We start from the raw sequence: 24654 nt of genomic DNA, 5'->3' as shown, positions 1-24654 counted from the left end.
CTCCTCGGATAGACCAGCAAACCTTAACCTTTACTGTAAGGGCAAGCTCAAGTGAGCGCACCGACTTTTTGTGCAACTAAAAAACGGCGCCTGTTGGCGCCGTTGATACGATCGGTAGCATGCCGATCTGCCCTCTTCTCCCCTCTCGGGAGAAGAGCCGGGGATGAGGGAACCTAGTCGTCAGATGCCGTACTGGACGCGATAGGCCTTCATGGCCGCCAGTTGCTCGGCCAGCGCGGGCTGCTCTGCCTGCTTCTCTTCCAGATAGGCGATGAGGTCGCTCATCTGGATGATGGCGATGATGTGGGCGCCGTAGTCACGCTCCACTTCCTGGATGGCGGAGAGCTCCCCCTTGCCCTTCTCCTGACGATCCAGGGCGATCAGCACCCCGGCCAGGGAGGCGCCGTTGGCCTGGATCAGATCCATGGATTCGCGGATGGCGGTCCCGGCGGTGATGACGTCGTCCACCAGCATGATGCGCCCCTTGAGCGGGCTGCCCACCAGATTGCCGCCTTCGCCGTGATCCTTGGCTTCCTTGCGGTTGAAGCACCAGGGCACGTCCACGTCGTGCTGCTCCACCAGCTGCACCGCGGTGGCGGAGGCGATGGGGATCCCCTTGTAGGCCGGGCCAAACAGCACATCGAATTCGATGCCGGCATCCATCAGGGCGGCGGCATAGAAGCGACCGAGGCGGGCCAGATCGCGACCGCTGTTGAACAGGCCGGCGTTGAAGAAGTAGGGGCTCTTGCGGCCGGATTTCAGGGTGAACTCACCGAATTTGAGAACCTGTTTCTCCAGGGCGAACTCGATAAATTGACGCTGGTAGGCTTTCATTCTGGCTCCTTGCTTGGCTTGTCGTTTACTGGTGTGGGGGTATAAAAAAACGCGGTCAATGCCGCGTTTTTCAAATCAGAAATTCAGGAGAGCGCCTGCTTCTGCAGCGCTATGATGTCGTCGATGCCGCCCTTGGCGAGCGCCAGCATCGCCAGCAGCTCCTCGTGGGTGAAGGGCTCGGCCTCGGCGGTGCCCTGCACCTCTATGATGCGACCGTCTTCGGTCATCACCACGTTCATGTCGGTCTCGGCGGCGGAATCTTCTACATACTCCAGATCGCAGATGGCTTCGCCCTGATACATACCGACGGAGACGGCGGCGATCATCTGCTTGAGCGGGCTCTGCTTGAGCATGCCCTTCTCGACCATCCAGTTCAGCGCATCCACCAGGGCCACGCAGGCACCTGTGATGGCGGCGGTGCGGGTGCCGCCGTCGGCCTGCAGCACGTCACAGTCCACAGTGATGGAGTGCTCGCCAAGCGCGGTCAAGTCCACGGCGGCACGCAGGGAGCGGGCGATCAGTCGGGAGATCTCCAGGGTGCGACCGCTCTGCTTGCCGGCGGCCGCCTCGCGGTTCATGCGCGAATGGGTGGAGCGCGGCAGCATGCCGTACTCGGCGGTGACCCAGCCCTGACCCTTGCCTTTCAGGAAGCGCGGCACGCTGGTGTCGACGCTGGCGGTGCACAGCACGCGGGTGTGGCCGAACTCCACCAGCACAGATCCTTCCGCATGCTTGGTGAAGTTGCGGGTGATGGTAACCGGGCGCACTTGCGCGGCACTGCGATCGCTGGGACGGGACATGGGACTGACCTCTGGGCTGGCTGAATTGGCGCAGGAGTATAAGCCATTGCTACTCAAATATCAGCCGCTAAAACCACGGCATCGGCTGACGGGACAAGCCTGGCTGAGTATACTGGCCGCACACTTCATCAAGCCCGGAACAATCAATGATTCACAGCATGACCGCCTACGCCCGCAAGGAATTCAAGGGCGACTGGGGCACAGCCGTTTGGGAAATTCGTTCGGTCAACCAGCGCTATCTGGAAACCTACATCCGCCTGCCGGAGCAGCTGCGCAGCCTGGAGCCGGTCCTGCGTGAGCGTTTCCGTGCCAAGCTGCAGCGCGGCAAGGTGGAGTGCAACCTGAGGTTCGAGGCAGCGCAGGCCGCCGCCAGCCAGCTGCACATCAATGAAGAGCTGGCCAAGCTCATCATCGACAGCGCCAACTGGGTAATGAAAGAAGCGGGCCAGGGCCAGCTCAACCCGGTGGACGTGCTGCGCTGGCCGGGTGTCATGGCCGCCGCCGAACAGGACATGGATGCAGTCGCCACCGAACTGCTCGGCGGTTTCGATCTGACCATGGAAGATTTCCTCGCCTCCCGCGCCAGCGAAGGGGCCAACCTCAAGGCGCTGATCCAGCAGCGCCTTGACGGCATCCAGGTGGAAGTGAAGAAGGTGCGCGTACACCTGCCGCAAATCATCGAGTGGCAGCGCCAGAAGCTCACCGACCGCCTGAGCGAGGCCAAGGTGGAGCTGGATCCCGCCCGCATCGAGCAGGAAATCGTGCTGCTGGCCCAGAAGATCGACGTGGCCGAGGAGCTGGATCGCCTGGAGATGCACATCAGCGAAACCATCAAGATCATGAAGAAGGGTGGCGCCTGCGGCCGTCGTCTCGACTTCATGATGCAGGAGTTCAACCGCGAGTCGAACACGCTCGGCTCCAAATCCATCAACGCCGAAGTGACCCAGTCCGCCGTCGAACTGAAGGTCCTCATCGAGCAGATGCGCGAGCAAATTCAAAACATCGAGTGACCCCTCATCGATGCACCAGCCCCCGCCACGCGGGGGCTTTTTTATGCTCGTCTCCCACGGCGATCAGCCGCCTGACTGATGGCAGCCTCGGACAAAGGGAGCCCGACATGCGCCATCACGCAAAGAGGGTCTGCTATGCAGACCCTCTCCTTCTTTTCGATTCATCCCCCGCCCGTGCAGGCTAGACCGGTGACTTCAGCCTGCGGCTGCGCAGCAGCAGGGGGAGCTGGTAGAGCACCAGAGCCCCCAGCACCAGACCGGCGCCGGCCAGCTTGGCAGGGCCCAGCGGCTCGTCGTAGAAGAAGGTGCTCAGGATCAGGGTCCAGACGGGTTCCAGCAGCATCAGCAGGGCGGCGTGGGCCGTGGTCATCTGGCTCAGGGCGTGGGTGAGCAGCCAGTAGCGCAGTGTGGTGGCGATCAGGACGCTGGCAGCAAACCAGCCCCAGATACCAGAGCTGATGTCGGCGGGCCACTGCTCTGTCAGCAGGGAGAGCAGGGTGCCGATCAGGCCGGTCACCGCCAGCTGGATGCAGGTGAGCCAGGTAGGGGGAATGGACTGGGCGAAGTGGCGGTGCACCGCGAGCTGAACCCCCAGGGTGGCGGCAGCGGCCAGAAACCAGAACAGGGACAGGGACACGCCCCACTGGGTGCTGCTGGAGAGCAGCAGCAAGCCGGCCACGGCGATGGGCAGGGTGAGCCAGTAGTGGCGGCCGGGTCTGGCCTGGAAGGCGGCCCAGGCGGCGAGCGGCGCCATCAGGGTGGCCACGCTCATGATGAAAGCGCCACTGCCCAGCGCATCGCTCTGGCTGATGGCGGTGACCCAGAACAGCAGGCTGGCCCCGAGCAGGGTGCCGCAGCCGGCGGCGCGCAGCAGTTGCGAACGGCTGGGGGGCGATTCGCGCAGCCAGGCGAGTGGTAACAGCAGCAGGGCGGCCAGCAGGAAGCGGCTGCCGATAAAGGCGGCGGTGGGCAGTTCGCGAATAGCCTCTTTCGAGAAGAGCCAGCCGGCGGCGGCCAGCAGGGTGACCAGTATCATCAACAGCAGGGGAGCGCGGTTCATCGGGGCATCACAGGGTCAAGGCAAAGGGCAGAGCATAAAGGAAAGCAGGCCGGATTGCCTGCGGCGTTTGCCCCTGCCCCGGGATCAGGCGGGACTATGAGCGGGCACGGGGTGACCCACCAGGGCCACCCGCACTAGTCGTTTTCCAGTGCGGCGAGGCAGTGGGACAGGGTGCGCGCCAGCGCCCCCTGGTTGCGCAGCACCACGGCACGAGCCTGCTCCCCCATCTGGCGGCGGGCGCCCGCATCGCCGAGCAGCGTATTCACCTTGTCGCCCAGGGCATCGGCATCCGCCACCACGGCGGCCCCCCCCTGAGCCACCAGCTGGCGGGTGATGTCGCTGAAGTTGAAGTAGACGGGGCCGGTCAGGCAGGGTTTGCCGAGCGCCGCCGGCTCCAGCAGGTTGTGGCCACCAATCTTCACCAGACTGCCGCCGACGAAGGCGAGATCGGCGGCCGCCAGCATCAGCGGCAGCTCGCCCATGGTATCGCCGAGATAGACCTTGTCCGTCTCGCTCACCGGCTTGCCCTGACCCTGGCAGTGAGAGCGCAGCACGCAGCCGTAGGGGGCGCACAGCTCGGCCACCGGGGCAAAACGCTCGGGATGGCGCGGCACCAGGATCAGCAGGGCAGACGGATGTGCCTTGAGCACCCGATCGAAGGCGGCCAGCACCTGCTCGTCTTCCCCCTGATGGGTGCTGGCGGCGATCCAGACCGGCCGCTCCTGTCCAAGCTGCTGGCGCAGGGCGCGGCCCCGGGCCTGCACCTCGTCGCCAAACTGGATATCGAACTTGATGGAGCCGGTCACCGCCAGCCGCTCGCGGCCTATGCCCAGACGATGGAAGCGATCCGCGTCGTCCTGGTGCTGGCACAGCAGATGAGTCAGCGGGCGGCTGAGGGCATCGAAGGCGCCCTGGAAGCGGGCATAGCGCTGGCAGGATCGCTCGGAGAGGCGGGCATTGAGGATGGTCACCGGCAAGTTGCGTGCCTCGCAGGCCGCCAGCCAGTTCGGCCACAGCTCTGTCTCCATCACCCAGAGGGCGCGGGGCTTGAAGCGCTTGAGGAAGGCCGCGATCGCCCAGGGGTAGTCCAGCGGCGCATAGCGATGCACCACCAGATCCCCGAGCTTGGCCGCCTGCTCGGCGCCGGTGCGGGTGGTGGTGGTGAGCAGTATGGGCAAGGAGGGCTGCTCCGCCTTGAGGGCGCGGATGAAGGGGCTGATGGCCAGCGTCTCCCCCACGCTCACCGCATGGATCCAGAGCGGCGCCTCCTGCCCTGTGGCAGGCGTCCGCCCCAGGTGCTCGGCCCAGCGCTTGCCGAAGCCGGGCTTGCCTTTTTTGGGCTTGTAGAGCGCCAGCAGCGCCAGCGGCAGGCCCAGGTGGATCAGCAGGTTGTAGAGCAGCCGATAGATCATGCTACTGACCTTCGCCGCCGGTCGCGGGCTCAGCCACCGGCTGCAGCGCTATGATCAGGTCCGCCCCGTCACTGCGCTCCAGCCGTTTGCCCGCCTCTATGACCTGCTCCGGCATCAGCTCGATCAGGCACTTGAGGTGGCCGAACTTGCAGGTGCGCTTGAAGCAGGGGCGGCATTCGATGTCGGTGTGGACGATCTCGACTCTGTCCGCCAGGGGCGGTGTGTAGAGCGGCGAGGTGGAGCCATAGACGCCGATCAACGGCCGGTTGAGGGCGGCGGCGACGTGCATCAGGCCCGAATCGTTGGCGATGACCCGACCGGCCAGGGCCATGAGATCGATCGCCTCGTGCAGGCTGGTCTTGCCCGCCAGCACGTGGCAGTTGGGTCGCGACAGAGGATTGATCCGATCCCGTATGGTGTTGGCCACCTCCACATCCTTGCCGGAGCCGAAGATCCACACCTGCCAGCCTTCATCCAGATGCTTCTGGGCCACCACGGCGTAGTGCCCCTCGGGCCAGCGCTTGGCCGGGCCGAACTCGGCCCCCGGGCAGAGCACCAGCACCGGGCGGGCGCGATTCAGGCCGAGCCGCTCCAGGGCCTTGTCCTGATTGACGAGATCCACATGCAGGGACGGATGGGGAATGGACGGGATATCGCTCCGGCTCTTCATCTGTGCCTTGGGGTAGGCCAGCGCCAGATAGGCTTCCACCATCAGCGGGAAGGCCTGCTTGTTGCTGCGCATGTCGTTGAGCAGGCCGAAGCGGTGCTCCCCCTTCCAGCCGGTGCGCACCGGGATCCGGGCAAACCAGGGGATGAGCGCCGACTTCATGGAGTTGGGCTGGATGATGGCCTGATCGTACTTTTCGGCGGCCAGCTGCTTGCCGAGCCGGCGGCGGACCCCCAGCTTGAAGTCACCGTGGCCGAGCGGCATGGGGATAGCCTTGTCCACCTCGGGCATCCGCTCCAGCAGGGCCACGCACCAGGCCGGCGCCATCACATGCAGCTCGCTGTCCGGGTGATTGGCCTTGAGTGCCTTGTAGAGGCTCTGGGACATCACCATGTCGCCGACCCAGGAGGGGCCGATCACCAATATCTTCATCGCGCGTCTTCTCTCGGGACTGGCCCGGCTGTTAATCGTTACTGGGCGAGATTATGCCCCAAGAAAGGCCGAAGAAATAACAGAAGATCCCTGCCTGATGCGCAAGAGGCCTTCAGGGGCAGCACAAGGGGGAGCGGGCCCATGCCCCCGCCGGGGTTTTAGGCTAGAATGGGCGCCAATCCGAGCATGACCCGCCCGCCGGGCGCCAACAAGAGTCCAGAACCCGTGAAAAAACCGACCCTGGCGGCCGTCCTGATCGTCAAGAACGAAGCCGACAACCTGCGCGCCTGCCTCGCCTCCCTCGATGGCCTGGTGGACGAAATCGTCATCCTGGACTCCGGCAGTCAGGATGAGACCCCCGCCATCGCCGCCGAATTCGGCGCCCGCTTCTTCGTCAACACGGCCTGGCCTGGCTTCGGTCGCCAGCGCCGCCTCGCCCAGTCCCATGTCCAGTCCGAGTGGGTGCTGTGGCTGGATGCGGACGAGCGGCTCACCCCGGAACTGAAAGCGGCCATTGTCACCGTCATGGCCAATCCGGCCGGCGACACCATCTACTCCATCCCCCGCCTCTCCTGGGTGTTCGGCCGCTTCATCCGCCACAGCGGCTGGTACCCGGATCGGGTTCTGCGCCTCTATCCCAGGGCGCTCACCGGCTACAACGAGGCGCTGGTACACGAGAAGGTGGAGGTGCGCGCCAACATGAAGATCGTCAACCTGCACGGCGACCTGCTCCACTTCACCTACCGGGATCTGGAGCACTATCTGGTGAAATCCGCCGGCTACGCCAGGGCCTGGGCCGATCAGCGCACCGCCCGCGGCAAGAAAGGTTCCCTCGGCCAGGGGCTGGTGCACGCCCTCGGCTGCTTCCTGAAGATGTACCTGCTCAAGGCCGGCTTCCTCGATGGCAAGCAGGGGCTGCTGCTGGCCATCCTCTCGGCTCACTCCACCTTCGCGAAGTACGCCGACCTCTGGATCCGCCAGCAGCCACAGGCGCCGGACCAGGCACCAAAGTAAGCCGGCATGGCGACACTCCCATGACGAGACAGGGCCCCGAGGGGCCCTGTCTGCATTCTCAGCTCTCTGCCCGCCAGAACGGCGGTGCCCAGCGGGCGATCGCCGCCGCCATGGTCTTGGGATCGAGCTGGCTCATGTCTTCCGGGTGGTCGCTGTCTTCCGGCGGGCTGAAGGCCAGATGACGCCCCTCGCTGTTGAGCGGGCGCCAGCGCAGCGGCGTGGCGGAGCGATGCGCCGGGAAGAAGCCTATGGTGGGCACGTCCAGCGCCGCGGCTATGTGCAGCGGCCCCGTGCTGCCCGCCACGAACAGGGCGGCATTGGCCATCACCTGGCAGAACTTCGGCAGCCCCTCATCGGAGCGATAGATCCAGCCGTTGCCGCCGTGGGCCAGCAGCTCGGCCGCCAGCTGCTCCGCCTTGCCCTCCTCCCCGGGCCCCGCCGTCAGCACGCACTGCAATTCAGGGCAGGCCTGGTTGAGCTTGATGATGAGGCGCGAGTACTGCTCGATGGAGAGGTTGTTGGCCGAGCCGCCGCTGCCGGCGTGCACCATCAACCAGGGGCGGCCCGCATCCAGCTTCAACCGGCTGGCAACTTGCTCGCGCACCTGTTGCAGGCTCTCGGGATCGAAGCTGAGGTAGGGTCCCTGAGGCTCCACCACGCTCAGTTGCTGGTCGACGAGGAAGCGGCGCACCAGATCCAGGTTGTATTCGTACTCCGGCTTCTGGGAGCGGGAGCGACGCTGTACCAGCCGCTGGTTGTAGAGCACCTGGGCCAGCTTGGTGGCCGGGGCCAGCCGGTAGGGAATGTGTGCCTTCCACACCAGCTTGGCGTTACGGGTGTTGGAGAAGAGGCAGATGGAAGCATCGAAGGCGGCCGCCTTGATGCGGGCCAGCAAGGCGCGTTGCTGCTCCTTGTCGGCCCGGGCACCCGGGTCCAGGATGATCTCGTCGATCCAGGGGCAGAGGCGGGCCAGCGGCGCCGTGTAGGAGGGCACCAGGGCAGTCACATGACACTCCATGGAGCGCTTGAGCATGGCAAAACTCGGCCAGGCCAGCATGAAGTCACCAATCTTGTCATTGCGGACTACCAGAATACGTTTCATAAAAAATCCCTTTGCTCCCTGTCACCAATGCAGGGAGGCTTGATGCGCGGTGCGGGTATTCTTGCCTGATGCCGGGCTATTCTCAAGCGAAGACGCCAAGGGGCCCTGATTTGGGCGATCCAACCTGGGGCGTCGCGCCAGAAATCCGCGCCATCCCGGTCGCGACAAACCACCAACAGACCCTATAATGCGACCAATTTTCCCGGTTGCAGGAATCAGCAGCATGACCAACAAGGTAATCTATCCCGGCACCTTCGACCCCATCACCAACGGCCACACCGACCTGATTGGCCGGGCCGCCAGGCTGTTTGACGAGGTGGTGGTCGGGGTCGCCAACAGCCCAAGCAAGCGGCCGCTGTTCGATCTGGCGGAGCGCGTCCTGCTGGCTCAGCAGGTGACCGCCCATCTGCCCAACGTCAAGGTGGTGGGCTTCTCCGGCCTGCTGGTGGATTTTGCCAGGGAGCAGCAGGCCAACGTGCTGATCCGGGGCCTGCGTGCCGTCTCCGACTTCGAGTACGAATTCCAGCTGGCCAACATGAACCGCCGCCTGATGCCGGAGCTGGAGAGCGTCTTCCTCACCCCGGCCGAAGAGAACTCCTTCATCTCCTCCACCCTGGTGAAGGAAGTCGCCCTGCACGGCGGCGACATCCACCAGTTCGTCGATCCCCTGGTGGCCCAGGCCATCTCCGCCAAACAGGGAAAGTGACAACGCAAACAGGCTACCCGAGGGTAGCCTGTTTGTCGGGGCAACTGACGCGGCCCCTGTCTCCCGTCCCGGCCGTCAGCCCGGTGCGCGGTGCAGCGCCTGCTGACAGTTGAGCGCCAGCTCGTCCAGCCAGGCGTAGCGACGCCGGTACATGGCTCGCTTCTTGGCGGCCACCTCCTCCAGCGGCTTGCGTACCACGGGTTGCAACCGCACGAAGTTGGCATCCTGATCCAGGGCACCGAACTCCTGCCACAGCTCGTCATAATCCGCCTGCAGGCAGGCTTTTTTCTTCTTGCTGTAGCGTCTGGCCTGGAAGATGTGCGCCTTCATTCGCACGGCCGAGACACGGCTGGCCCCCATGGCCCCGGCCAGCGCCATCACCAGCATCACCACCAGCGACTTGGGTCTCAGGCCATGTCCCGCCTTGGTCAGGGCCCGTACCTGCTCTTGGGGTTGCTCGACACCGGGCTCGGGCCCCTGCACCGAGCCTATCACCAGCGCCAGCTCGTGCTCGCTGCCCGCCAGCGAGAAGGCGCAGCTGTAGAGCCGTTCCCCCTGATCGTTGACGATGGAGAGGGCCAGCTCGGCCTCTCGGCGGAAGGTGCCGTCGTGGCGCAGCACCAGGCGACAGCCACCCTCGGGGTAACGGCCGAGTTCGATCCCCTCCCCCAGATAGAGTGGGTCGATGAGATCGGGATAACGGGCCAGCAGCAGCCGGTAGTGATCCTCCACCATCCTGACTCGCTGGTTCACGGTCGAGCAGGCGAAGCGATAGGGCCGCATCGGCTTGTCGAGCAGCTCGGGATAGTGGGCAGGCAGGGCCCTCAGGGGTTCTGTCTGAAACAGCTCGAACACCCGGCTCAACTGCGACCGGTAGAGCAGACTGCGCAGCACGAACTTGCCGCGATTGAAGGTCTTGCGGGCGCTGTCATCGGGATAAAGGAAGCGGGCCATTTTCTGGGCGCAATAGTGCCCCTGCCGGGATAAATGATCCCAGTCTATTGATTTTGCTGTCATTTTTATTACCTCGCAGCCTGAACTGGCGAGATAGTAGTCATGGACGAAAGCGGCATCAACAGACTGGCAATACTCTCTTACAACTTGGCAGGATATGGCCCAAAAAACGGTAATTCAGCGTTGGCAGTGGGAGCAGAACACAGTGGTTCTCTGGCCCATCCTCACCTCGGTCAGCAAGGTATGGCAGTGGAAACAGGGCTGGCCGCCCCGGCCATAGACCTGCAACTGCTGCACGAAATAGCCCGGCTTGCCGTCGGCACTGGTGAAATCCTTGAGGGTGGTGCCTCCCTGCCTGATGGCTTCGGCCAGCACCCGTTTTATCTCGGCCACCAGGGTCCCCAACCGCTCGCCGCTGATATTGCCTGCCGCCCGCTTGGGGTGAATGCCGGCGGCATAGAGCGCCTCGTTGGCGTAGATGTTGCCCACCCCGACCACCACCTGATTGTCCATCAGGAACTGCTTGATGGCGGTGCTGCGCCCCTTGGCGCGATCGCGCAGGTAATCGGCATTGAAGGCATCGGTGAGCGGCTCAGGCCCCAGCTTGGCGAGCAGCGCGTGGGCTTCGGCCGGTTCACGGGTCCAGAGCAGGGCGCCGAAGCGGCGCGGATCGTTGAGCCGCAACAGCTTGCCATTCTCCAGCTCGATATCAACGTGGTCGTGCTTCTCGGCCGGGGTGCCGATATCCAGCACCCGCAGGCTGCCGGACATCCCCAAATGGAGGATGGCGGTGCCGAAATCGGTCTCCAGCAGCAGGTATTTGGCGCGGCGACGCACCCGATGGATGGTGAGGTCCACCAGCTCCTGAATTTCACCGGGGATCGGCCAGCGCAGGCGGCCATCCCGCACCACTACACGCGTCACCTTGATACCGGTGAGCCAGGGGGAGATCCCCTGACGACTGACTTCAACTTCTGGCAATTCAGGCATGGGCACCTCGTAAGGAAAAGGAACTCAGGGGGCAGGACGCAGCAGATCGCGGTACTGCTCCTGGCTCAGGGTGAGCCAGGTCGAGGGGGGTAGCAGGGCGGCAAACTTGCCGTCATCCTGATAGAGCCCCACTTCAACCGGATCGCTCTGGCCGGCGACCCATATCTTGAGGGTGACAGGGGTGCCGCGCACGGCCCCGCCCGGGGGCAACAGCCAGCCTTGCCATGTCTCGATGCGGGCGGCCAGCTGGGCGCTGCTGAGCCCCAGATCCGGCCCGCTGCGCCAACCCTGGCCGATCCGCTCTATCTGCCAGCTCGGCCCCTGCCAGGTCAACACCACGGCAGACTCGGGCAGCAGGGGACGGGACCGCTGGGCGCTGTTCTCCTGCTGGGCTTGCTCCAGCCGGTGCAGCAGGGTGATCACTATCAGCACCACCACTATGATCACGTTATTCCAGCCTTTACGGCTCAATTTGAACATGGCAAGCCTCCCTTTGAAGCGGCAGTGTACTGAATTCCATCCATAAAAAAACCCGGCACTAAGCCGGGTTTTTTGGGAATGCAGCATCAAGTGATTACTTGATTTTGCCTTCCTTGTAGATCACATGCTGACGAATAACGGGATCAAATTTCTTGATCTCCATTTTTTCGGGCATGGTGCGCTTGTTCTTGGTAGTGGTATAGAAGTGACCAGTACCGGCGCTGGAGTTCAGGCGAATCTTATCGCGAATACCTTTAGCCATGATCTAATTCCTTATACCTTAACGCCGCTGGCACGCAGTTCAGCCAGAACCACTTCAACGCCGCGCTTGTCGATGATACGCATGCCTTTTGCGGATACGCGCAGGCTTACGAAGCGTTTTTCACTCTCAACCCAAAAACGGTGAGTGTGCAGGTTCGGCAGGAAACGACGCTTGGTAGCGTTGTTAGCGTGCGAACGGTTGTTACCAACTGCCGGGCGCTTGCCGGTTACTTGGCATACTCTAGACATGTCAGTCTCTCCAAATCTTACTTCATTGCTCGAGCAAATATCTGCCCCGCTGGCCTTCGATTGCGGGGCAAACAGAAGGCGGCATTTTATACAGCATCCGTGATCAAAGATCAACTAATACAGTGCCAGAGCCCAGTCATAACCAACCACGCTCTGCGAAAGAAACCGTGATGCCGTCACCGATCACCAAGTGATCCAGCACTCTGATATCGACCAAGGCCAGGGCGGCCAGGATCCGATCCGTGATCTGGCGGTCGGCCCGACTGGGCTCGGCTACGCCGGACGGGTGATTATGCGCCAGAATCACGGCGGCTGCATTATGTTTGAGCGCGATCTGCACGATTTCCCTGGGCCAGACGCTCGCCGAATCCAGGGTGCCGTAGAAAAGTTCAACAAATTGAATCACTCTGTGCTGGTTATCGAGCAATAACAACGCAAACACCTCCCGCGGCCTGTCCCGCAGTTGAGCCTGCAAATACTCCCGGGTCAGCTGAGGGGACGTGAGGGCCTCCCCCCGTTGCAACTGCTCGGCAAGATGCCGTCTGCCCATCTCCAGCACCGCCTGCAACTGGGCATATTTGGCCGGCCCCAACCCGTGAGCGCCGCAAAAAGCCTGTTGCTCGGCACCGAGCAATGCCCGCAGGGATCCGAACTGCTGCAACAGCTGGCGGGAAAGATCCACCGCGCTCAGGCCGCTGACCCCGGTGCGCAGGAAGATCGCCAGCAATTCCGCATCGGACAGCACCCCAGCTCCACGGCGCAACAGCTTCTCCCGGGGGCGCTCATCTTCCGGCCACTCCTTGATGCTCATTTGTCTCTCCCCCATGGCTATTGAGAGAAAACATAGCAAAAAATCGCGGGAGCCCGACCACAACTCCCCCATGTCAACCTCTGTCGTCGTCCATCGCCTGTGCTATCTTAGCCGACCAGTCAGAGTGAGCCGAAAGAGAAGCAGCAGATGAGATTGGCCGATAAACGCATCCTGTTGGGTGTCAGTGGCGGGATCGCCGCCTACAAGAGTGCCGAGCTGGTACGCCGCCTGAAAGATCAGGGGGCCGAGGTGCGGGTGGTGATGACCCGCTCCGCCAAGGAGTTCATCACTCCCCTGACCCTGCAGGCCGTCTCCGGCCACCCGGTCGCCGACAGCCTGCTGGATCCGGCCGCCGAGGCGGGCATGGGCCACATCGAGCTGGCAAAGTGGGCCGATCTGGTGCTGATCGCGCCCGCCAGCGCCAACCTGATGGCACGCATGGCCGCTGGCATGGCGGATGAACTGCTGACCACCCTCTGCCTGGCCACCCCGGCAACCGTCGCGCTGGCTCCGGCCATGAACCAGCAGATGTTCCGCAACGCCGCCACCCAGGCCAATCTCGATACCCTGGCCAGCCGTGGCATCCTGCTGTGGGGGCCGGACTCCGGCAGCCAGGCCTGCGGCGACGTGGGCCCGGGCCGGATGCTGGATCCCCTCGAACTGGTGGAGCGCTGCTGCCAGCAGCTGACTGCCGAGCCATTGCTGGCGGGGGTCAAACTGCTGCTCACCGCAGGGCCGACCCGCGAGGCGCTGGATCCGGTGCGCTACATCAGCAACCACAGCTCAGGCAAGATGGGTTACGCCATCGCTCGCGCCGCCCGTGAGGCGGGTGCCGAGGTGACCCTGGTGAGCGGCCCGGTCGCCCTTGCCGCCCCCCAGGGAGTTGAGCGGGTCGACGTGGAGAGCGCCCTGCAGATGCACGAAGCTGTGATGAGCAGGATCGGTGACTGCGATCTCTTTATCGGCTGCGCCGCCGTGGCGGACTATCGCCCTGCCCAGGTCGCCAGCCAGAAGATCAAGAAGACCGGCGACAACGACCAGATGACGCTGACCCTGGTCAAGAATCCCGACATCATCGCCGCCGTGGGAGCCTTGTCAGACAAACCCTTCACCGTCGGATTTGCCGCCGAAACTGTGGATGTGGAACAATACGCCCTCGACAAACTGCGACGTAAGCGGCTGGATATGATCGCCGCCAACGACGTGTCCCGTGCAGGTCAAGGCTTCAACGCCGATGACAATGCCCTGACCGTCTTCTGGCAAGGGGGTCAAGCTGCCCTGCCCCTGGCCGATAAGCTGACGCTGGCTCGTCACCTTGTGGCCCTGATTGCACGCCATTATCGACCCTGAGCCCTGGGCCATTTCCACAGACGAAAGCGTCGTGGCGACACGGATCGTATTGAACATGCGAGTGCCCACACAAGCACCCGCTGAACCACTCGATCGCCCCTGGCGATCCAACTGAAAAACGATTTATGAACACACAAATTGAACTGAAAATCCTGGATGCCCGCATCGGCACAGAATTCCCGCTGCCTGCCTACGCCACCCCGGGTTCCGCCGGTATGGATCTGCGCGCCCTGCTGGATGCACCGATCACGCTGGCACCGGGCGACACCACCCTGGTGCCGACCGGACTGGCCATCCACATTCAGGATCCGGGTCTGTGCGCCACCATCTTGCCCCGCTCCGGCCTCGGCCATAAGCACGGCATCGTGCTCGGCAACCTGGTCGGCCTCATCGATTCCGATTACCAGGGCCAGCTGATGGTCTCAGTCTGGAATCGCGGCAACGACAGCTTCACCATGCAGCCCGGCGAACGCATCGCCCAGCTGATGATCCTGCCCGTGGTGCAGGCCAGCTTCCAGCTGGTCGACGAATTCAATCAGAGTGAACGGGGTGAAGGCGGGTTTGGTTCTTCTGGTCGCCAATAACAAGACCACACAACCCCTTGGGGTTTGTGTCTAATAACAGAATCAAGCCATTGTTTTTTTAGGGGAATCCATGGCAAGCAGTAACCAGAAACAGAGTCGGCGCGATCAGATCCTGCAGGCACTCGCCCACATGCTGGAAACCAGTCCGGGCCAGCGCATCACCACGGCGCGCCTCGCGGCCGAGGTAGGTGTGTCCGAGGCGGCCCTCTATCGACACTTTCCGAGCAAGGCGCGGATGTTCGAGGGGCTGATCGACTTTATCGAGGATTCCCTGCTGTCACGGGTCAACCTGATCATGGCCGAAGAGAAGGACACCATGGCCCGCTGCCACCATATACTGCAGCTGCTGCTGGTGTTCGCCGAGCGTAATCCCGGCATCACCCGCATCCTCAACGGCGATGCCCTGCTTGGCGAGCACGATCGGCTGCGGGATCGCATCAGCGCCCTGTTTGACAAGCTGGAGACCCAGCTCAAGCAGGCACTGAGAGAGAAGCGTCTGCGGGAAGGCCAAGGCTTCCAGCTCGATGAGACCATGCTGGCCAACCTGCTGCTGGCCTATGCCGAGGGCCGCATCAGCCAGTTCGTCCGCTCCGAGTTCAAGCTCAAGCCCACCGCCGGGTTCGAGGATCAGTGGCAGTTTATGCGTAGCCAACTTCTACAGAGCTGAGTTCGTACATCACATGCGCCTCATACACCACAGGGGTTGCGACTAAGAGGGAGGCCTTGGCCTCCCTTGCTTTTTGTGGCACAAGAGAGAGACGAGTATCAGATGCGACCCAGGCTGTCGCGTTCCGGTGTTAGATTCATGCGCCATAAACCTTCATATCAACAGGACATCCTATGGAACCCGAGATCATTACCGAAGCGCAGACCTGGCTGGTCAACAACCAGGGGCTGATCATCGAGTACGCGGTCAACATCGCCGCCGCCCTGCTCACCCTGCTGATCGGTTACATCGCCGCCAACCTCATCAGCAGCGCCGTGGTCAAGGTGATGCAGACCCGCAAGCTGGATACCACAGTCACCCACTTCGTCGGCAGCATCCTCAAGTACACCATCCTGGTGTTCGTAGTGATCGCCGCCCTGGGCCGGGTCGGGGTGCAGACCGCCTCCTTCGTCGCCATTATCGGTGCTGCCGGTCTGGCCATCGGTCTGGCGCTGCAGGGTTCGCTCTCCAACTTCGCCGCCGGTTTCCTGCTGATCATCTTCCGCCCCATCAAGGCCGGTGAATTCATCGAGGTGGCCGGCACCAATGGCGTGGTGCAATCCGTCCAGCTGTTCACCACCACCCTCACTTCCGGTGACAACAAGATGGTGGTGGTGCCGAACTCCGCCATCCTCAACGGCACCATCGTCAACTACTCGCGCATGGATACCCGCCGGGTCGACATGACCTTCGGCATCGGCTACGGCTCCGACCTGCGCAAGGCCAAGCAGATCCTGGAGCGACTGGTGAACGAGGACTCGCGCATCCTGAAAGACCCGGAAGCCGTCATCGCCGTCGCTGCACTGGCCGACTCCTCGGTCAATATCGTGGTGCGTCCCTGGGTCAAGACGGGCGATTACTGGGGTGTCTGGTTCGACTTCCACGAGAAGGTGAAACTGACCTTCGATGCCGAGGGCGTCGAGATCCCCTTCCCCCAGATGGTGATGCACATGCAAAAACCGCAGGCGTGATCACGGTTCCGCTGCAACGCATAATGCCAGCCTCCGGGCTGGCATTATCATTTCCGGTCCCCGCTGACGGACATAAAAAATCCGGCCATGTGGGCCGGACTTTGTTCTCGGCAAACAGGGATCGGCGCCACTACACCAGTCGGCGTGCGACCCGGTTGAGCAGCGGTTGCACCAACACATAACCCCCCAGCACCGCACCGATCACCGCCAGCACCCGTAACGGCAAGGTCGGCGCCGCACTGGTCAGTACCATGGTCAGCAGACCGATGAGGCCGGTGGCGATCAGGCTCAGGGCAAACAGGGACAACACAGCTTTCATTGCGATCTCCTCATTCCCGACAGTGGCCATCCCTGGGAGATCTCGTCCATTCGGCTCATATGCTAGCCAAGACCCAACCCTGACAATTTGCGCCTGCTCATAAAACGAGCCAAAAAGCGGCTGTCAGATACCCCTTTAGCTGTAACACGAACTTGCCAGGCAACAAGTCGCGACCAGCCATAGATGAAAGCCCTTTCAACCCGTGCAAGCCGGGTGAAGTATGAGCAAACTCAAGATCCCCTGGCCATGAGTGACTCATAATCGCAGCGTTTTGGTTGTAAACTCCTTCGATGGCAGACAATTGGTAAAGCTCTGTTACATGGGCCGCGCAATGGGCCCGGTATAATGCTCGAATAATAAGGTTTGGCGGGAGCCTTGCCTGCAAGGTTCATACACAACTTGGAAGACTGATAATCCTATGAAAAACATCAATCCAACCCAGACCCAGGCCTGGCAGGCGCTGGAAGCCCACTTTGCAGCGAACAAAGAGACCCGGCTGAAAGATCTGTTCGCCCAGGATCCCCAGCGTTTCGACAAGTTCTCCCTCACCTATCAAGGCGACATCCTGGTCGACTACTCCAAGAACCTGATCACCGAGGAGACCCTCAAGTTGCTGGTTGATCTGGCCAAAGAGACCGATCTTCGCAGCGCGATCGATGCCATGTTCAATGGCGAGAAGATCAACATGACTGAAGGGCGCTCCGTACTGCATGTGGCCCTGCGCAACCGCTCCGACCGCCCCATCGAAAGCGATGGCAAGGATGTGATGCCGGAAGTGAAGGCCGTACTGGCCAAGATGAAAGGCTTCTGCGAGAAGATCATCTCAGGCGAGTGGAAAGGCTACACCGGCAAGGCGATCCAGCACGTGGTCAACATCGGTATCGGTGGCTCCGATCTCGGCCCTGTGATGATCACCGAGGCGCTGCGCCCCTACAAAAATCACCTGCAGATGCACTTCGTCTCCAACGTCGATGGCACCCACATCGCCGAGACTCTCAAGAAGATCGATCCGGAAACCACCCTGTTCCTGGTGGCCTCCAAGACCTTCACCACTCAGGAGACCATGACCAACGCCCTGACCGCCCGCGACTGGTTCATCAACATCGCCGGTGACAAGGCCCACGTCGCCAAGCACTTCGCTGCGCTCTCCACCAACGGCAAGGCCGTGGCCGAGTTCGGTATCGACACCAACAACATGTTCGAGTTCTGGGACTGGGTTGGCGGCCGCTACTCCTCCTGGTCTGCCATCGGCATGCCCATCGCCCTGTCCGTCGGCTTTGAAAATTTCGAAGCCCTGCTGCAAGGTGCCTTCGAGATGGACATGCACTTCGCTACTGCCTCCTATGAGCAGAACGTGCCGGTGCTGTTGGCGCTGATTGGCCTGTGGTACAACAACTTCTACGGCGCCGAGTCTGAAGCCATCCTGCCCTACGATCAGTACATGCACCGCTTCCCTGCCTACTTCCAGCAGGGCAACATGGAATCCAACGGCAAGTACGTGGATCGCAACGGTAAGCCTGTTGATTACCAGACTGGCCCCATCATCTGGGGTGAGCCGGGCACCAACGGCCAGCACGCCTTCTACCAGCTGATCCACCAGGGCACCAAGCTGATCCCCTGTGACTTCCTGGCACCGGCTATCAGCCACAACCCGATCGGTGACCATCATCCGAAACTGCTGGCCAACTTCTTCGCCCAGACCGAGGCGCTGGCCTTCGGCAAGAGCAAGGAGCAGGTCGAAGCCGAGTTCCTGGCAGCCGGCAAGACGCTGGAGCAGGTCAAGGATCTGGTGCCGTTCAAGGTGTTCGAAGGCAACCGCCCGACCAACTCCATCCTGTTCAAGAGCCTGACCCCGAACACCTTGGGTGCCCTGATCGCTATGTACGAGCACAAGATCTTCGTACAGGGTGCAATCTGGAACATCTTCAGCTTCGATCAGTGGGGCGTGGAGCTGGGCAAACAGCTGGCCAACAAGATCCTGCCGGAGCTGGGCAATAACGAGGCTGTCACCAGCCACGACTGCTCCACCAACGGTCTGATCAATACCTGGAAATCCTGGAAGGCCTGATTTTTCAGTTCTTTATGAATGCGAAAGCCCCGCTCAGTGAGCGGGGCTTTTTATTGCCGGGAGCCGGCGTTGCCATCCTGTAGAGATCTGGCCAGGTGTCTAAGCCAGCCAGAAGACGGGGATCGTCACCCCCACCCTTCCATCGCCGGCATTAACCGCCGACGGCGATGCGCTTCATGTCTTTCATGTAGCCACGCAGGGTCTGGCCGATCTTCTCGATGGGGTGATTGCGAGTCGCTTCGTTCGCGGCCAGCAGTGCCTGGTTGTCCACAGCCTTGCTCTCGGCACGGGCGCTACCCAAGTCCCCCGCTTGCAGGGTCGGCATAAAGTGCTCGCGCAGCAGCGGCACGGCGGCGTTGGCGAACAGGTAGTTGCCGTACTCCGCGGTATCTGAGATAACCACGTTCATCTCGTACAGACGCTTGCGAGCGACTGTGTTGGCGATCAGCGGCAGCTCGTGCAGGGATTCGTAGTAGGCGGACTCTTCATAGATGCCGGAGGCCACCATGGTTTCGAACGCCAGCTCGACACCCGCCTTGACCATGGCCACCATGACCACGCCATTGTCGAAGTACTCCTGCTCGGCGATCTTGCCCGAATAGGCAGGAGCATTCTCGAAGGCGGACTTGCCGGTCTCTTCGCGCCAGCCGAACAGCTTGGCGTCGTCTTCGGCCCAGTCGGCCATCATGCCGCGGGAGAACTCGCCGGCGATGATGTCATCCATGTGCTTCTCGAACAGCGGACGCATCAGGGTGCGCAGCTGCTCGGAGAGCTCGAAGGCGCGCAGCTTGGCCGGGTTGGACAGCCGGTCCATCATCAGGCTGATGCCGCCCTGCTTCAGGGCCTCGGTGATGGTTTCCCAGCCGAACTGGATCAGCTTGCCGGCGTAGGCCGGGTCAGTGCCCTCGGCGACCAGCTTGTCGTAGCAGAGCAGGGAACCGGCCTGCAGCATGCCGCAGAGGATGGTCTGCTCGCCCATCAGGTCGGATTTGACTTCCGCCACGAAGGAGGATTCCAGCACGCCGGCACGGTCGCCGCCGGTGGCGGAGGCCCACGCCTTGGCAATGGCCATGCCTTCGCCCTGGGGATCGTTCTCAGGGTGAACGGCGATCAGGGTCGGTACGCCGAAGCCACGCTTGTACTCTTCACGCACCTCGGTGCCCGGGCACTTGGGCGCCACCATGACGACGGTGATGTCAGCGCGGATCTGCTGACCCTCTTCCACCACGTTGAAGCCGTGGGAGTAACCCAGGGCGGCGCCCTGCTTCATCAGCGGCATGACTGTCTTCACCACGTCGGAGTGCTGCTTGTCCGGGGTCAGGTTCAGTACCAGATCGGCGGTCGGGATCAGATCTTCATAGGTACCGACGACGAAGCCGTTGTCGGTGGCCTTCTGCCAGGAGGCGCGCTTCTCGGTGATGGCGGCCTTGCGCAGGGCATAGGAGATGTCCAGCCCGGAGTCGCGCATGTTCAGACCCTGGTTCAGACCCTGGGCGCCACAGCCCACAATCACCACCTTCTTGCCTTTGAGCGCCGCACAACCGTCAGCGAACTCCTCGCGCTGCATGAAACGACACTTGCCCAGCTGGGCCAACTGCTGACGCAGGTTCAAGGTGTTGAAATAGTTAGCCATGGTGATTGCTCCGTTCGATTGATTCCATGCCGGGTAGCGGCGTTGTCCAAACCACTATAGCGCGGGACACTTATTGCCTGAACTGATATATTCGAAACAGTACGTTGCAGAAATTGAAATGTGACTCTTGGCATTCTCAGGCCGTTTTCCCACCTAGTGCATCTCGGGGGCTTGCGGCCTGACGGTATATGGTCGGCACAAGCGCCGTTGCAGGAATTCAAAGATGGACCTTCGCAATCTCGAACTGTTTCTCCACCTCGCCGACTCCCTCCACTTCGGCAAGAGCGCCGACGCCATGGCGGTCAGCCCCTCCACCCTGAGCCGCGCCATCCAGCGGTTGGAGCAGGAGACCGGCTGCGTGCTGTTCGAACGGGACAACCGCAGCGTACGGCTCACCCCGGCGGGAGAGAAGCTGAGGGAGTTCGGTGGCAGCCTGCTGCAGGAGTGGCGGCGGCTCAAGCAGGAGCTCAGGCGCAGCGACGAGCCGCTACAGGGTCGGCTGCGGGTCTTCTGCTCGGTCACCGCCAGCTACTTCCTGCTGCCCGAGGTGCTGGAGCGCTTTCGCCGCCGCTATCCCCAGCTGGAGATCAAGCTGGAGACCGGCGACCCTGCGCTGGCGGTGGACAAGATCCTGGCCGACGAGGCCGATCTGGCCATTGCCGCCCGCCCGGATGCCCTCTCCTCCAAGCTGGAGTTTGCCAGCCTGCAGCAGGTGCCGCTGGTGTTTATCGCTCCCCGGGCCGCTCCGCAGTCAAGCCAGTGGTTCTCGCAGGGAGAACCCGACTGGGAGCGGCTGCCGCTCATCCTCTCGGAGCAGGGATTGGCTCGCAAACGCTGTGACCAGTGGTTTCGCAACAAGGGGATCGCCCCCAACATTTATGCCGAGGTAGCTGGCAACGAGGGGATTGTCGCCATGGTGGCGCTCGGCTTCGGAGTGGGGCTGGTGCCTGCCGCCGTGATCGACCACAGCCCCATGGGGGACAAGGTACGCATCGTCGAGCCCAAGCCCGCCCTCAAGCCGTTCGACGTGGGGATCGCCGTGCTCAAGAAGCGGCTGGAGGAGCCGCTGATCCGGGCCTTCTGGGACACAGCCCGCGGTCAGGGAGGGCTGCGCTGACCCAGAGGCTGACCCCACATCAGCGTCAAATGTGTCAGTATGAAAGCCCTGGAGAAGAGGGGACACTGGCCGGCAAACCCATCCACTACAAAGGGCCATGCCGTGAGCCAGCATCTTGTCGAAATCCAGAGCGCCATCCTGTTTGCAGAGTATCTGCAGAGCCTCGGAGTCCAGCACACCCCGCTCGATCGGGAGCAGGAGGTCTATGTGCAGGACAGGCACCTGGCCACGGTGCGGCGTATCCAGGGTGAGCTGAGATTTTATCTCCGTGCCAATGCCCTGACCCGATCGTGATCCGCAATGGGTCACAGAACGAACACCGAAAGCGTATTAGACTGGCACCATCCGTCACCCTCACCACCGGGGGTCGTCACGAGGAGTGCCCATGAAACCAAGCGGCCTGGATCGGCTCTTCAAACCCCAATCGATTGCCGTCATCGGTGCCTCCAGTGACCCGCAGAAAGCTGGCCATGTGGTCATCCGGCATCTGCTCGCTGGCCAGTTCAAGGGCCCCATACTGCCGGTCAGCCCCCACAGCCGGGCCATCGCCGGCGTGCTCGCTTATCCCGATATCGCCAGCCTGCCCCTCTCCCCGGATCTTGCCATCGTCTGCACCCGGCACGAACGGGTACTACCGCTCATCGAGGAGCTAGGCAAGAAAGGAACCGGAGCGGCCATCATACTGGCGGCTCAGTTCTCTGGCGACGAGCGCCAGCGGCTCAGGCAGCTCTGCCAGCAATACGGCATCCGCCTGCTCGGCCCCAACAGCATGGGTATGTTGTTGCCTGGGCAGGGTATTAACGCAAGCTTCTCCCCCATTGCCGCCACCCCGGGACAGGTTGCCTTCCTGTCGCAATCCGCGGCAGTCAGTACCACCATCCTCGACTGGGCCAAACAGCGTGAACTCGGCTTCTCAGCCTTCGTTTCGCTTGGTGATCACTGCGACATCGACTTCGGCCAGCTGCTGGATCAGCTCTCCCGCGACGGGACAACCCGCGCCATTCTGATCTACATGGACAAACTGCACGATGCCCGCCACTTTCTCTCCGCCGCCCGTGCCGCCTCTCGCAACAAGCCCATCCTGGTGCTCAAGAGCGGCCGCCACGATCCGGCCAACGGCCTCGACAACGTCTATGACGCCGCCATCCGCCGGGCCGGCATGCTGCGGGTCCGAGACACCCATGAGCTGTTTGCCACCGTCGAAACCCTGAGCCACTCTCTTACCCTCAAGGGGGAACGGCTCGCCATCCTCTCCAACGGGCGTGGCCTGGCCAACATGGCTGCAGACGTGCTGCTGGCGCGCGGCGGCAAGATGGCCATGCTTCCTCTGGATATAGGCAGCGATGCCGATGTGGAGGCCTACAAAACCGCGCTGGACGAGCTGCTGCAAGGAGACAAAGCTGATGCCATCCTGCTGATCCATGCCCCCTCCCTCACCGCTCGCGGTGCAACCCTGGCCAGCAGTCTGATCGATTTCCTCAAGCAGCACCCCAGAGCCAGGCGCTTCAACATCCTGACCAACTGGGCGGGAGAATACTCGGCCCAAGAAGGACGTCGTCTGTTCAATGAGGCCGGGATCCCGACTTACCGTACTCCGGAGAGTGCCGTCACCGCCTTCATGCACATGGTGGAATACCGCCGCAACCAGAAGCAGTTGATGGAGACCCCCGCCTCCCTGCAAGGGGACAGGCTCGATGCCGAGCGCTGCCAGCAGTTGCTCCGCCAGGCGCTGGATCGCAAGCAGCGGGTACTGGACACCCACCTGGCACAACCCATCATGCAGGCGGCAGGCCTTTCCACCCTGTCGACCTGGATAGTTTCCGATGCCATCGAAGCGGCGCTGACCGCGGAACAGATAGGCTACCCGGTGGCGGTGAAGCTGCGCTCACCGGATATAGCCCACAAATCCGAGGTACACGGCGTCATGCTGAACTTACGCACCTCGGCGGAAGTGGCCCAGGCGGCGGATGCCATCCTGGACCGGGTCCGCCAGCACGACCCAGGGGCCCGAATAGAAGGCCTGCTGGTGCAGCGCATGGCGCGCCGCAGCGGGGGTCTGGAGCTGAGGATCCGCTTGCAGCAGGATCCTGTGTTCGGCCCCGTCATCCTGCTCGGGGAATCCGGTGCCGAACCCCACGAGATGGTCGCGGCCCTGCCACCGCTCAACCAGGCACTCGCTCGCTACCAGATCATCGGTGCCCTCAAGAATGGCAAGATCCGCGAACAGGCCAGTCCGGTACGACTCGATATCGATGCCCTCGGCCAGGTACTGTGCCAGCTATCCGAACTGCTGCTGGCCTTCCCCGAGATCCAGGAGCTGGACCTGCACCCACTGCAAGCTTGCGGCGAAGAGATGGTGATCCTGGATGCCAGGCTGGTGCTGATGGAAGAAGGGCACCAGATGCTGCCACTGGCCATTCGCCCCTATCCCACCGAACTGGAGGAGGGGGCCTGGCTGAAAGATCAGAACCATGTGCTGCTGCGCCCGATCCGACCAGAGGACGAACCGGCCCACAAGCAGTTCGTGCTCAAGGTCTCCGATGAAGACAGATACAAGCGCTTCTTCGCCGACGTGGGGGAGCTGGGCCATGAAGAACTGGCCCGCATGACCCAAATCGATTACGACCGGGAGATGGCCTTCGTCGCCGTGGGGCAGGATGGGCCCTACAACCAGCAGATCCTGGGAGTGGTGCGCGCCATCTCCAATCCGGACCAGTCCGATGCGGAATTTGCCATCCTGGTGCGATCCGACCTAAAGGGGTTGGGGCTTGGCAAGTTGATGATGGAGAAAATCGTGCGCTACGCCAGGGAACGTGGCATCGGCCAGCTCTCAGGCATGACCATGCCCAGCAACCGCGGCATGATCAACCTGGCCAAACGGCTGGGTTTCCAGATCGACATCCAGCTGGAAGACGGCATAGTCAATATGGTGCTGCCCTGTGTAGATCAGGGCCGATGAAGATAGGATGCAGTTGTAAATCAGTCAGATATAGATGGCTGCCGCGAATGTCAGGCAATAAAAAACCCCGCTCATTGAGCGGGGTTTCTTGTATTGGGTGCCTGGCAGTGTCCTACTCTCGCATGGCGAATGCCACACTACCATCGGCGCTACCGCGTTTCACTT

25 protein-coding genes are annotated in these 24654 nt (G+C 62.4%); 11 read left to right on the top strand and 14 right to left on the bottom strand.

Annotated features, from left to right (window positions below; all coding sequences use genetic code 11):
* Positions 1 to 180: 180 nt before the first annotated feature.
* Positions 181 to 834: an orotate phosphoribosyltransferase gene (pyrE, locus tag ACB039_RS12865; RefSeq protein ID WP_371165816.1), complete on the bottom strand. Its 654-nt coding sequence runs from the start codon at positions 832 to 834 to the stop codon at positions 181 to 183.
* 83 nt (positions 835 to 917) lie between these two features.
* Positions 918 to 1634, bottom strand: coding sequence for a ribonuclease PH (gene rph / locus ACB039_RS12860; RefSeq protein ID WP_025328763.1), 717 nt, complete (start codon positions 1632 to 1634; stop codon positions 918 to 920).
* Positions 1635 to 1780: 146 nt separating this feature from the next.
* Between rph and ACB039_RS12855 the strand changes: the two genes are divergently transcribed.
* Positions 1781 to 2644 (top strand): YicC/YloC family endoribonuclease, encoded by an 864-nt coding sequence (locus tag ACB039_RS12855; RefSeq protein WP_371165815.1) that lies wholly within the window; start codon positions 1781 to 1783, stop codon positions 2642 to 2644.
* 181 nt (positions 2645 to 2825) lie between these two features.
* Here ACB039_RS12855 and ACB039_RS12850 read toward each other — a convergent pair whose 3' ends face one another.
* From ACB039_RS12850 to waaF, 3 genes are all read right to left on the bottom strand, one after another.
* On the bottom strand, positions 2826 to 3704 hold the full coding sequence (locus tag ACB039_RS12850) for a DMT family transporter (RefSeq protein WP_371165814.1): 879 nt from the start codon (positions 3702 to 3704) through the stop codon (positions 2826 to 2828).
* Between the two features lie 134 nt (positions 3705 to 3838).
* Complete coding sequence (waaA, locus tag ACB039_RS12845; protein ID WP_371165813.1) at positions 3839 to 5116, bottom strand: lipid IV(A) 3-deoxy-D-manno-octulosonic acid transferase; 1278 nt, start codon at positions 5114 to 5116, stop codon at positions 3839 to 3841.
* A 1-nt stretch (position 5117) separates the two neighbouring features.
* Positions 5118 to 6215 carry a lipopolysaccharide heptosyltransferase II gene (gene waaF / locus ACB039_RS12840; RefSeq protein ID WP_371165812.1) on the bottom strand — a complete coding sequence of 366 codons (1098 nt, stop codon included), beginning with the start codon at positions 6213 to 6215 and terminating at the stop codon, positions 5118 to 5120.
* A 225-nt stretch (positions 6216 to 6440) separates the two neighbouring features.
* Here waaF and ACB039_RS12835 point away from each other — a divergent pair, with 225 nt between their 5' ends.
* Positions 6441 to 7229 carry a glycosyltransferase family 2 protein gene (locus ACB039_RS12835; protein ID WP_371165811.1) on the top strand — a complete coding sequence of 263 codons (789 nt, stop codon included), beginning with the start codon at positions 6441 to 6443 and terminating at the stop codon, positions 7227 to 7229.
* Between the two features lie 58 nt (positions 7230 to 7287).
* Here the strand turns inward: ACB039_RS12835 and ACB039_RS12830 are convergent, their stop codons facing one another.
* Positions 7288 to 8331, bottom strand: coding sequence for a glycosyltransferase family 9 protein (locus tag ACB039_RS12830; RefSeq protein ID WP_371165810.1), 1044 nt, complete (start codon positions 8329 to 8331; stop codon positions 7288 to 7290).
* Between the two features lie 223 nt (positions 8332 to 8554).
* Between ACB039_RS12830 and coaD the strand changes: the two genes are divergently transcribed.
* A complete protein-coding gene (gene coaD, locus ACB039_RS12825) occupies positions 8555 to 9037 on the top strand; it encodes a pantetheine-phosphate adenylyltransferase (protein ID WP_005323744.1) in 483 nt (160 codons plus the stop codon).
* Between the two features lie 75 nt (positions 9038 to 9112).
* Here the strand turns inward: coaD and ACB039_RS12820 are convergent, their stop codons facing one another.
* The 6 genes from ACB039_RS12820 to radC all read right to left on the bottom strand — a co-directional run bounded on the left by ACB039_RS12820 (position 9113) and on the right by radC (position 12782).
* On the bottom strand, positions 9113 to 9991 hold the full coding sequence (locus tag ACB039_RS12820) for a VirK/YbjX family protein (RefSeq protein ID WP_371165850.1): 879 nt from the start codon (positions 9989 to 9991) through the stop codon (positions 9113 to 9115).
* A 177-nt stretch (positions 9992 to 10168) separates the two neighbouring features.
* Positions 10169 to 10981, bottom strand: a complete 813-nt coding sequence (gene mutM, locus ACB039_RS12815) for a bifunctional DNA-formamidopyrimidine glycosylase/DNA-(apurinic or apyrimidinic site) lyase (RefSeq protein ID WP_171269402.1) — start codon at positions 10979 to 10981, stop codon at positions 10169 to 10171.
* Between the two features lie 24 nt (positions 10982 to 11005).
* Positions 11006 to 11461: a hypothetical protein gene (locus ACB039_RS12810; protein ID WP_171269403.1), complete on the bottom strand. Its 456-nt coding sequence runs from the start codon at positions 11459 to 11461 to the stop codon at positions 11006 to 11008.
* Positions 11462 to 11555: 94 nt separating this feature from the next.
* Positions 11556 to 11723, bottom strand: coding sequence for a 50S ribosomal protein L33 (gene rpmG / locus ACB039_RS12805; RefSeq protein WP_005323752.1), 168 nt, complete (start codon positions 11721 to 11723; stop codon positions 11556 to 11558).
* An 11-nt stretch (positions 11724 to 11734) separates the two neighbouring features.
* On the bottom strand, positions 11735 to 11971 hold the full coding sequence (gene rpmB, locus ACB039_RS12800) for a 50S ribosomal protein L28 (RefSeq protein ID WP_005307492.1): 237 nt from the start codon (positions 11969 to 11971) through the stop codon (positions 11735 to 11737).
* A gap of 136 nt (positions 11972 to 12107) precedes the next feature.
* Positions 12108 to 12782: a DNA repair protein RadC gene (radC, locus tag ACB039_RS12795; protein WP_042648929.1), complete on the bottom strand. Its 675-nt coding sequence runs from the start codon at positions 12780 to 12782 to the stop codon at positions 12108 to 12110.
* Between the two features lie 147 nt (positions 12783 to 12929).
* On the opposite strand from radC, the gene coaBC reads away from it, so the two are divergent.
* The 4 genes from coaBC (at position 12930) to ACB039_RS12775 (ending at position 16393) form a co-directional block, all read left to right on the top strand.
* Positions 12930 to 14132 carry a bifunctional phosphopantothenoylcysteine decarboxylase/phosphopantothenate--cysteine ligase CoaBC gene (coaBC, locus tag ACB039_RS12790; protein WP_171269404.1) on the top strand — a complete coding sequence of 401 codons (1203 nt, stop codon included), beginning with the start codon at positions 12930 to 12932 and terminating at the stop codon, positions 14130 to 14132.
* Positions 14133 to 14257: 125 nt separating this feature from the next.
* Entirely contained in the window at positions 14258 to 14716 is a 459-nt protein-coding gene (gene dut / locus ACB039_RS12785) for a dUTP diphosphatase (RefSeq protein ID WP_371165809.1), read from the top strand.
* Positions 14717 to 14786: 70 nt separating this feature from the next.
* The gene (gene slmA, locus ACB039_RS12780; RefSeq protein ID WP_005323760.1) at positions 14787 to 15383 is read left to right on the top strand and encodes a nucleoid occlusion factor SlmA; all 597 of its coding nucleotides are present in this window, start codon (positions 14787 to 14789) and stop codon (positions 15381 to 15383) included.
* 173 nt (positions 15384 to 15556) lie between these two features.
* Positions 15557 to 16393: a mechanosensitive ion channel domain-containing protein gene (locus ACB039_RS12775; protein ID WP_005323762.1), complete on the top strand. Its 837-nt coding sequence runs from the start codon at positions 15557 to 15559 to the stop codon at positions 16391 to 16393.
* 130 nt (positions 16394 to 16523) lie between these two features.
* On the opposite strand, the gene ACB039_RS12770 is transcribed toward ACB039_RS12775, so the two are convergent.
* On the bottom strand, positions 16524 to 16712 hold the full coding sequence (locus ACB039_RS12770; protein ID WP_005323764.1) for a holin: 189 nt from the start codon (positions 16710 to 16712) through the stop codon (positions 16524 to 16526).
* 418 nt (positions 16713 to 17130) lie between these two features.
* Here ACB039_RS12770 and pgi point away from each other — a divergent pair, with 418 nt between their 5' ends.
* Positions 17131 to 18780, top strand: coding sequence for a glucose-6-phosphate isomerase (gene pgi / locus ACB039_RS12765; protein WP_171269413.1), 1650 nt, complete (start codon positions 17131 to 17133; stop codon positions 18778 to 18780).
* 151 nt (positions 18781 to 18931) lie between these two features.
* Here pgi and ilvC read toward each other — a convergent pair whose 3' ends face one another.
* Complete coding sequence (gene ilvC, locus ACB039_RS12760; RefSeq protein WP_005323768.1) at positions 18932 to 20413, bottom strand: ketol-acid reductoisomerase; 1482 nt, start codon at positions 20411 to 20413, stop codon at positions 18932 to 18934.
* Positions 20414 to 20636: 223 nt separating this feature from the next.
* On the opposite strand from ilvC, the gene ilvY reads away from it, so the two are divergent.
* The 3 genes from ilvY to ACB039_RS12745 all read left to right on the top strand — a co-directional run bounded on the left by ilvY (position 20637) and on the right by ACB039_RS12745 (position 24489).
* Entirely contained in the window at positions 20637 to 21530 is an 894-nt protein-coding gene (ilvY, locus tag ACB039_RS12755; protein ID WP_005323770.1) for an HTH-type transcriptional activator IlvY, read from the top strand.
* 102 nt (positions 21531 to 21632) lie between these two features.
* The gene (locus ACB039_RS12750) at positions 21633 to 21824 is read left to right on the top strand and encodes a hypothetical protein (protein ID WP_005323772.1); all 192 of its coding nucleotides are present in this window, start codon (positions 21633 to 21635) and stop codon (positions 21822 to 21824) included.
* 91 nt (positions 21825 to 21915) lie between these two features.
* Positions 21916 to 24489: a bifunctional acetate--CoA ligase family protein/GNAT family N-acetyltransferase gene (locus ACB039_RS12745; RefSeq protein WP_171269414.1), complete on the top strand. Its 2574-nt coding sequence runs from the start codon at positions 21916 to 21918 to the stop codon at positions 24487 to 24489.
* Positions 24490 to 24654: the final 165 nt, after the last annotated feature.

This window comes from Aeromonas sp. S2(2024), assembly GCF_041402505.1.
GTDB classification, from domain to species: domain Bacteria; phylum Pseudomonadota; class Gammaproteobacteria; order Enterobacterales; family Aeromonadaceae; genus Aeromonas; species Aeromonas media.
This window is presented reverse-complemented; position numbering and strand designations above follow the sequence as displayed.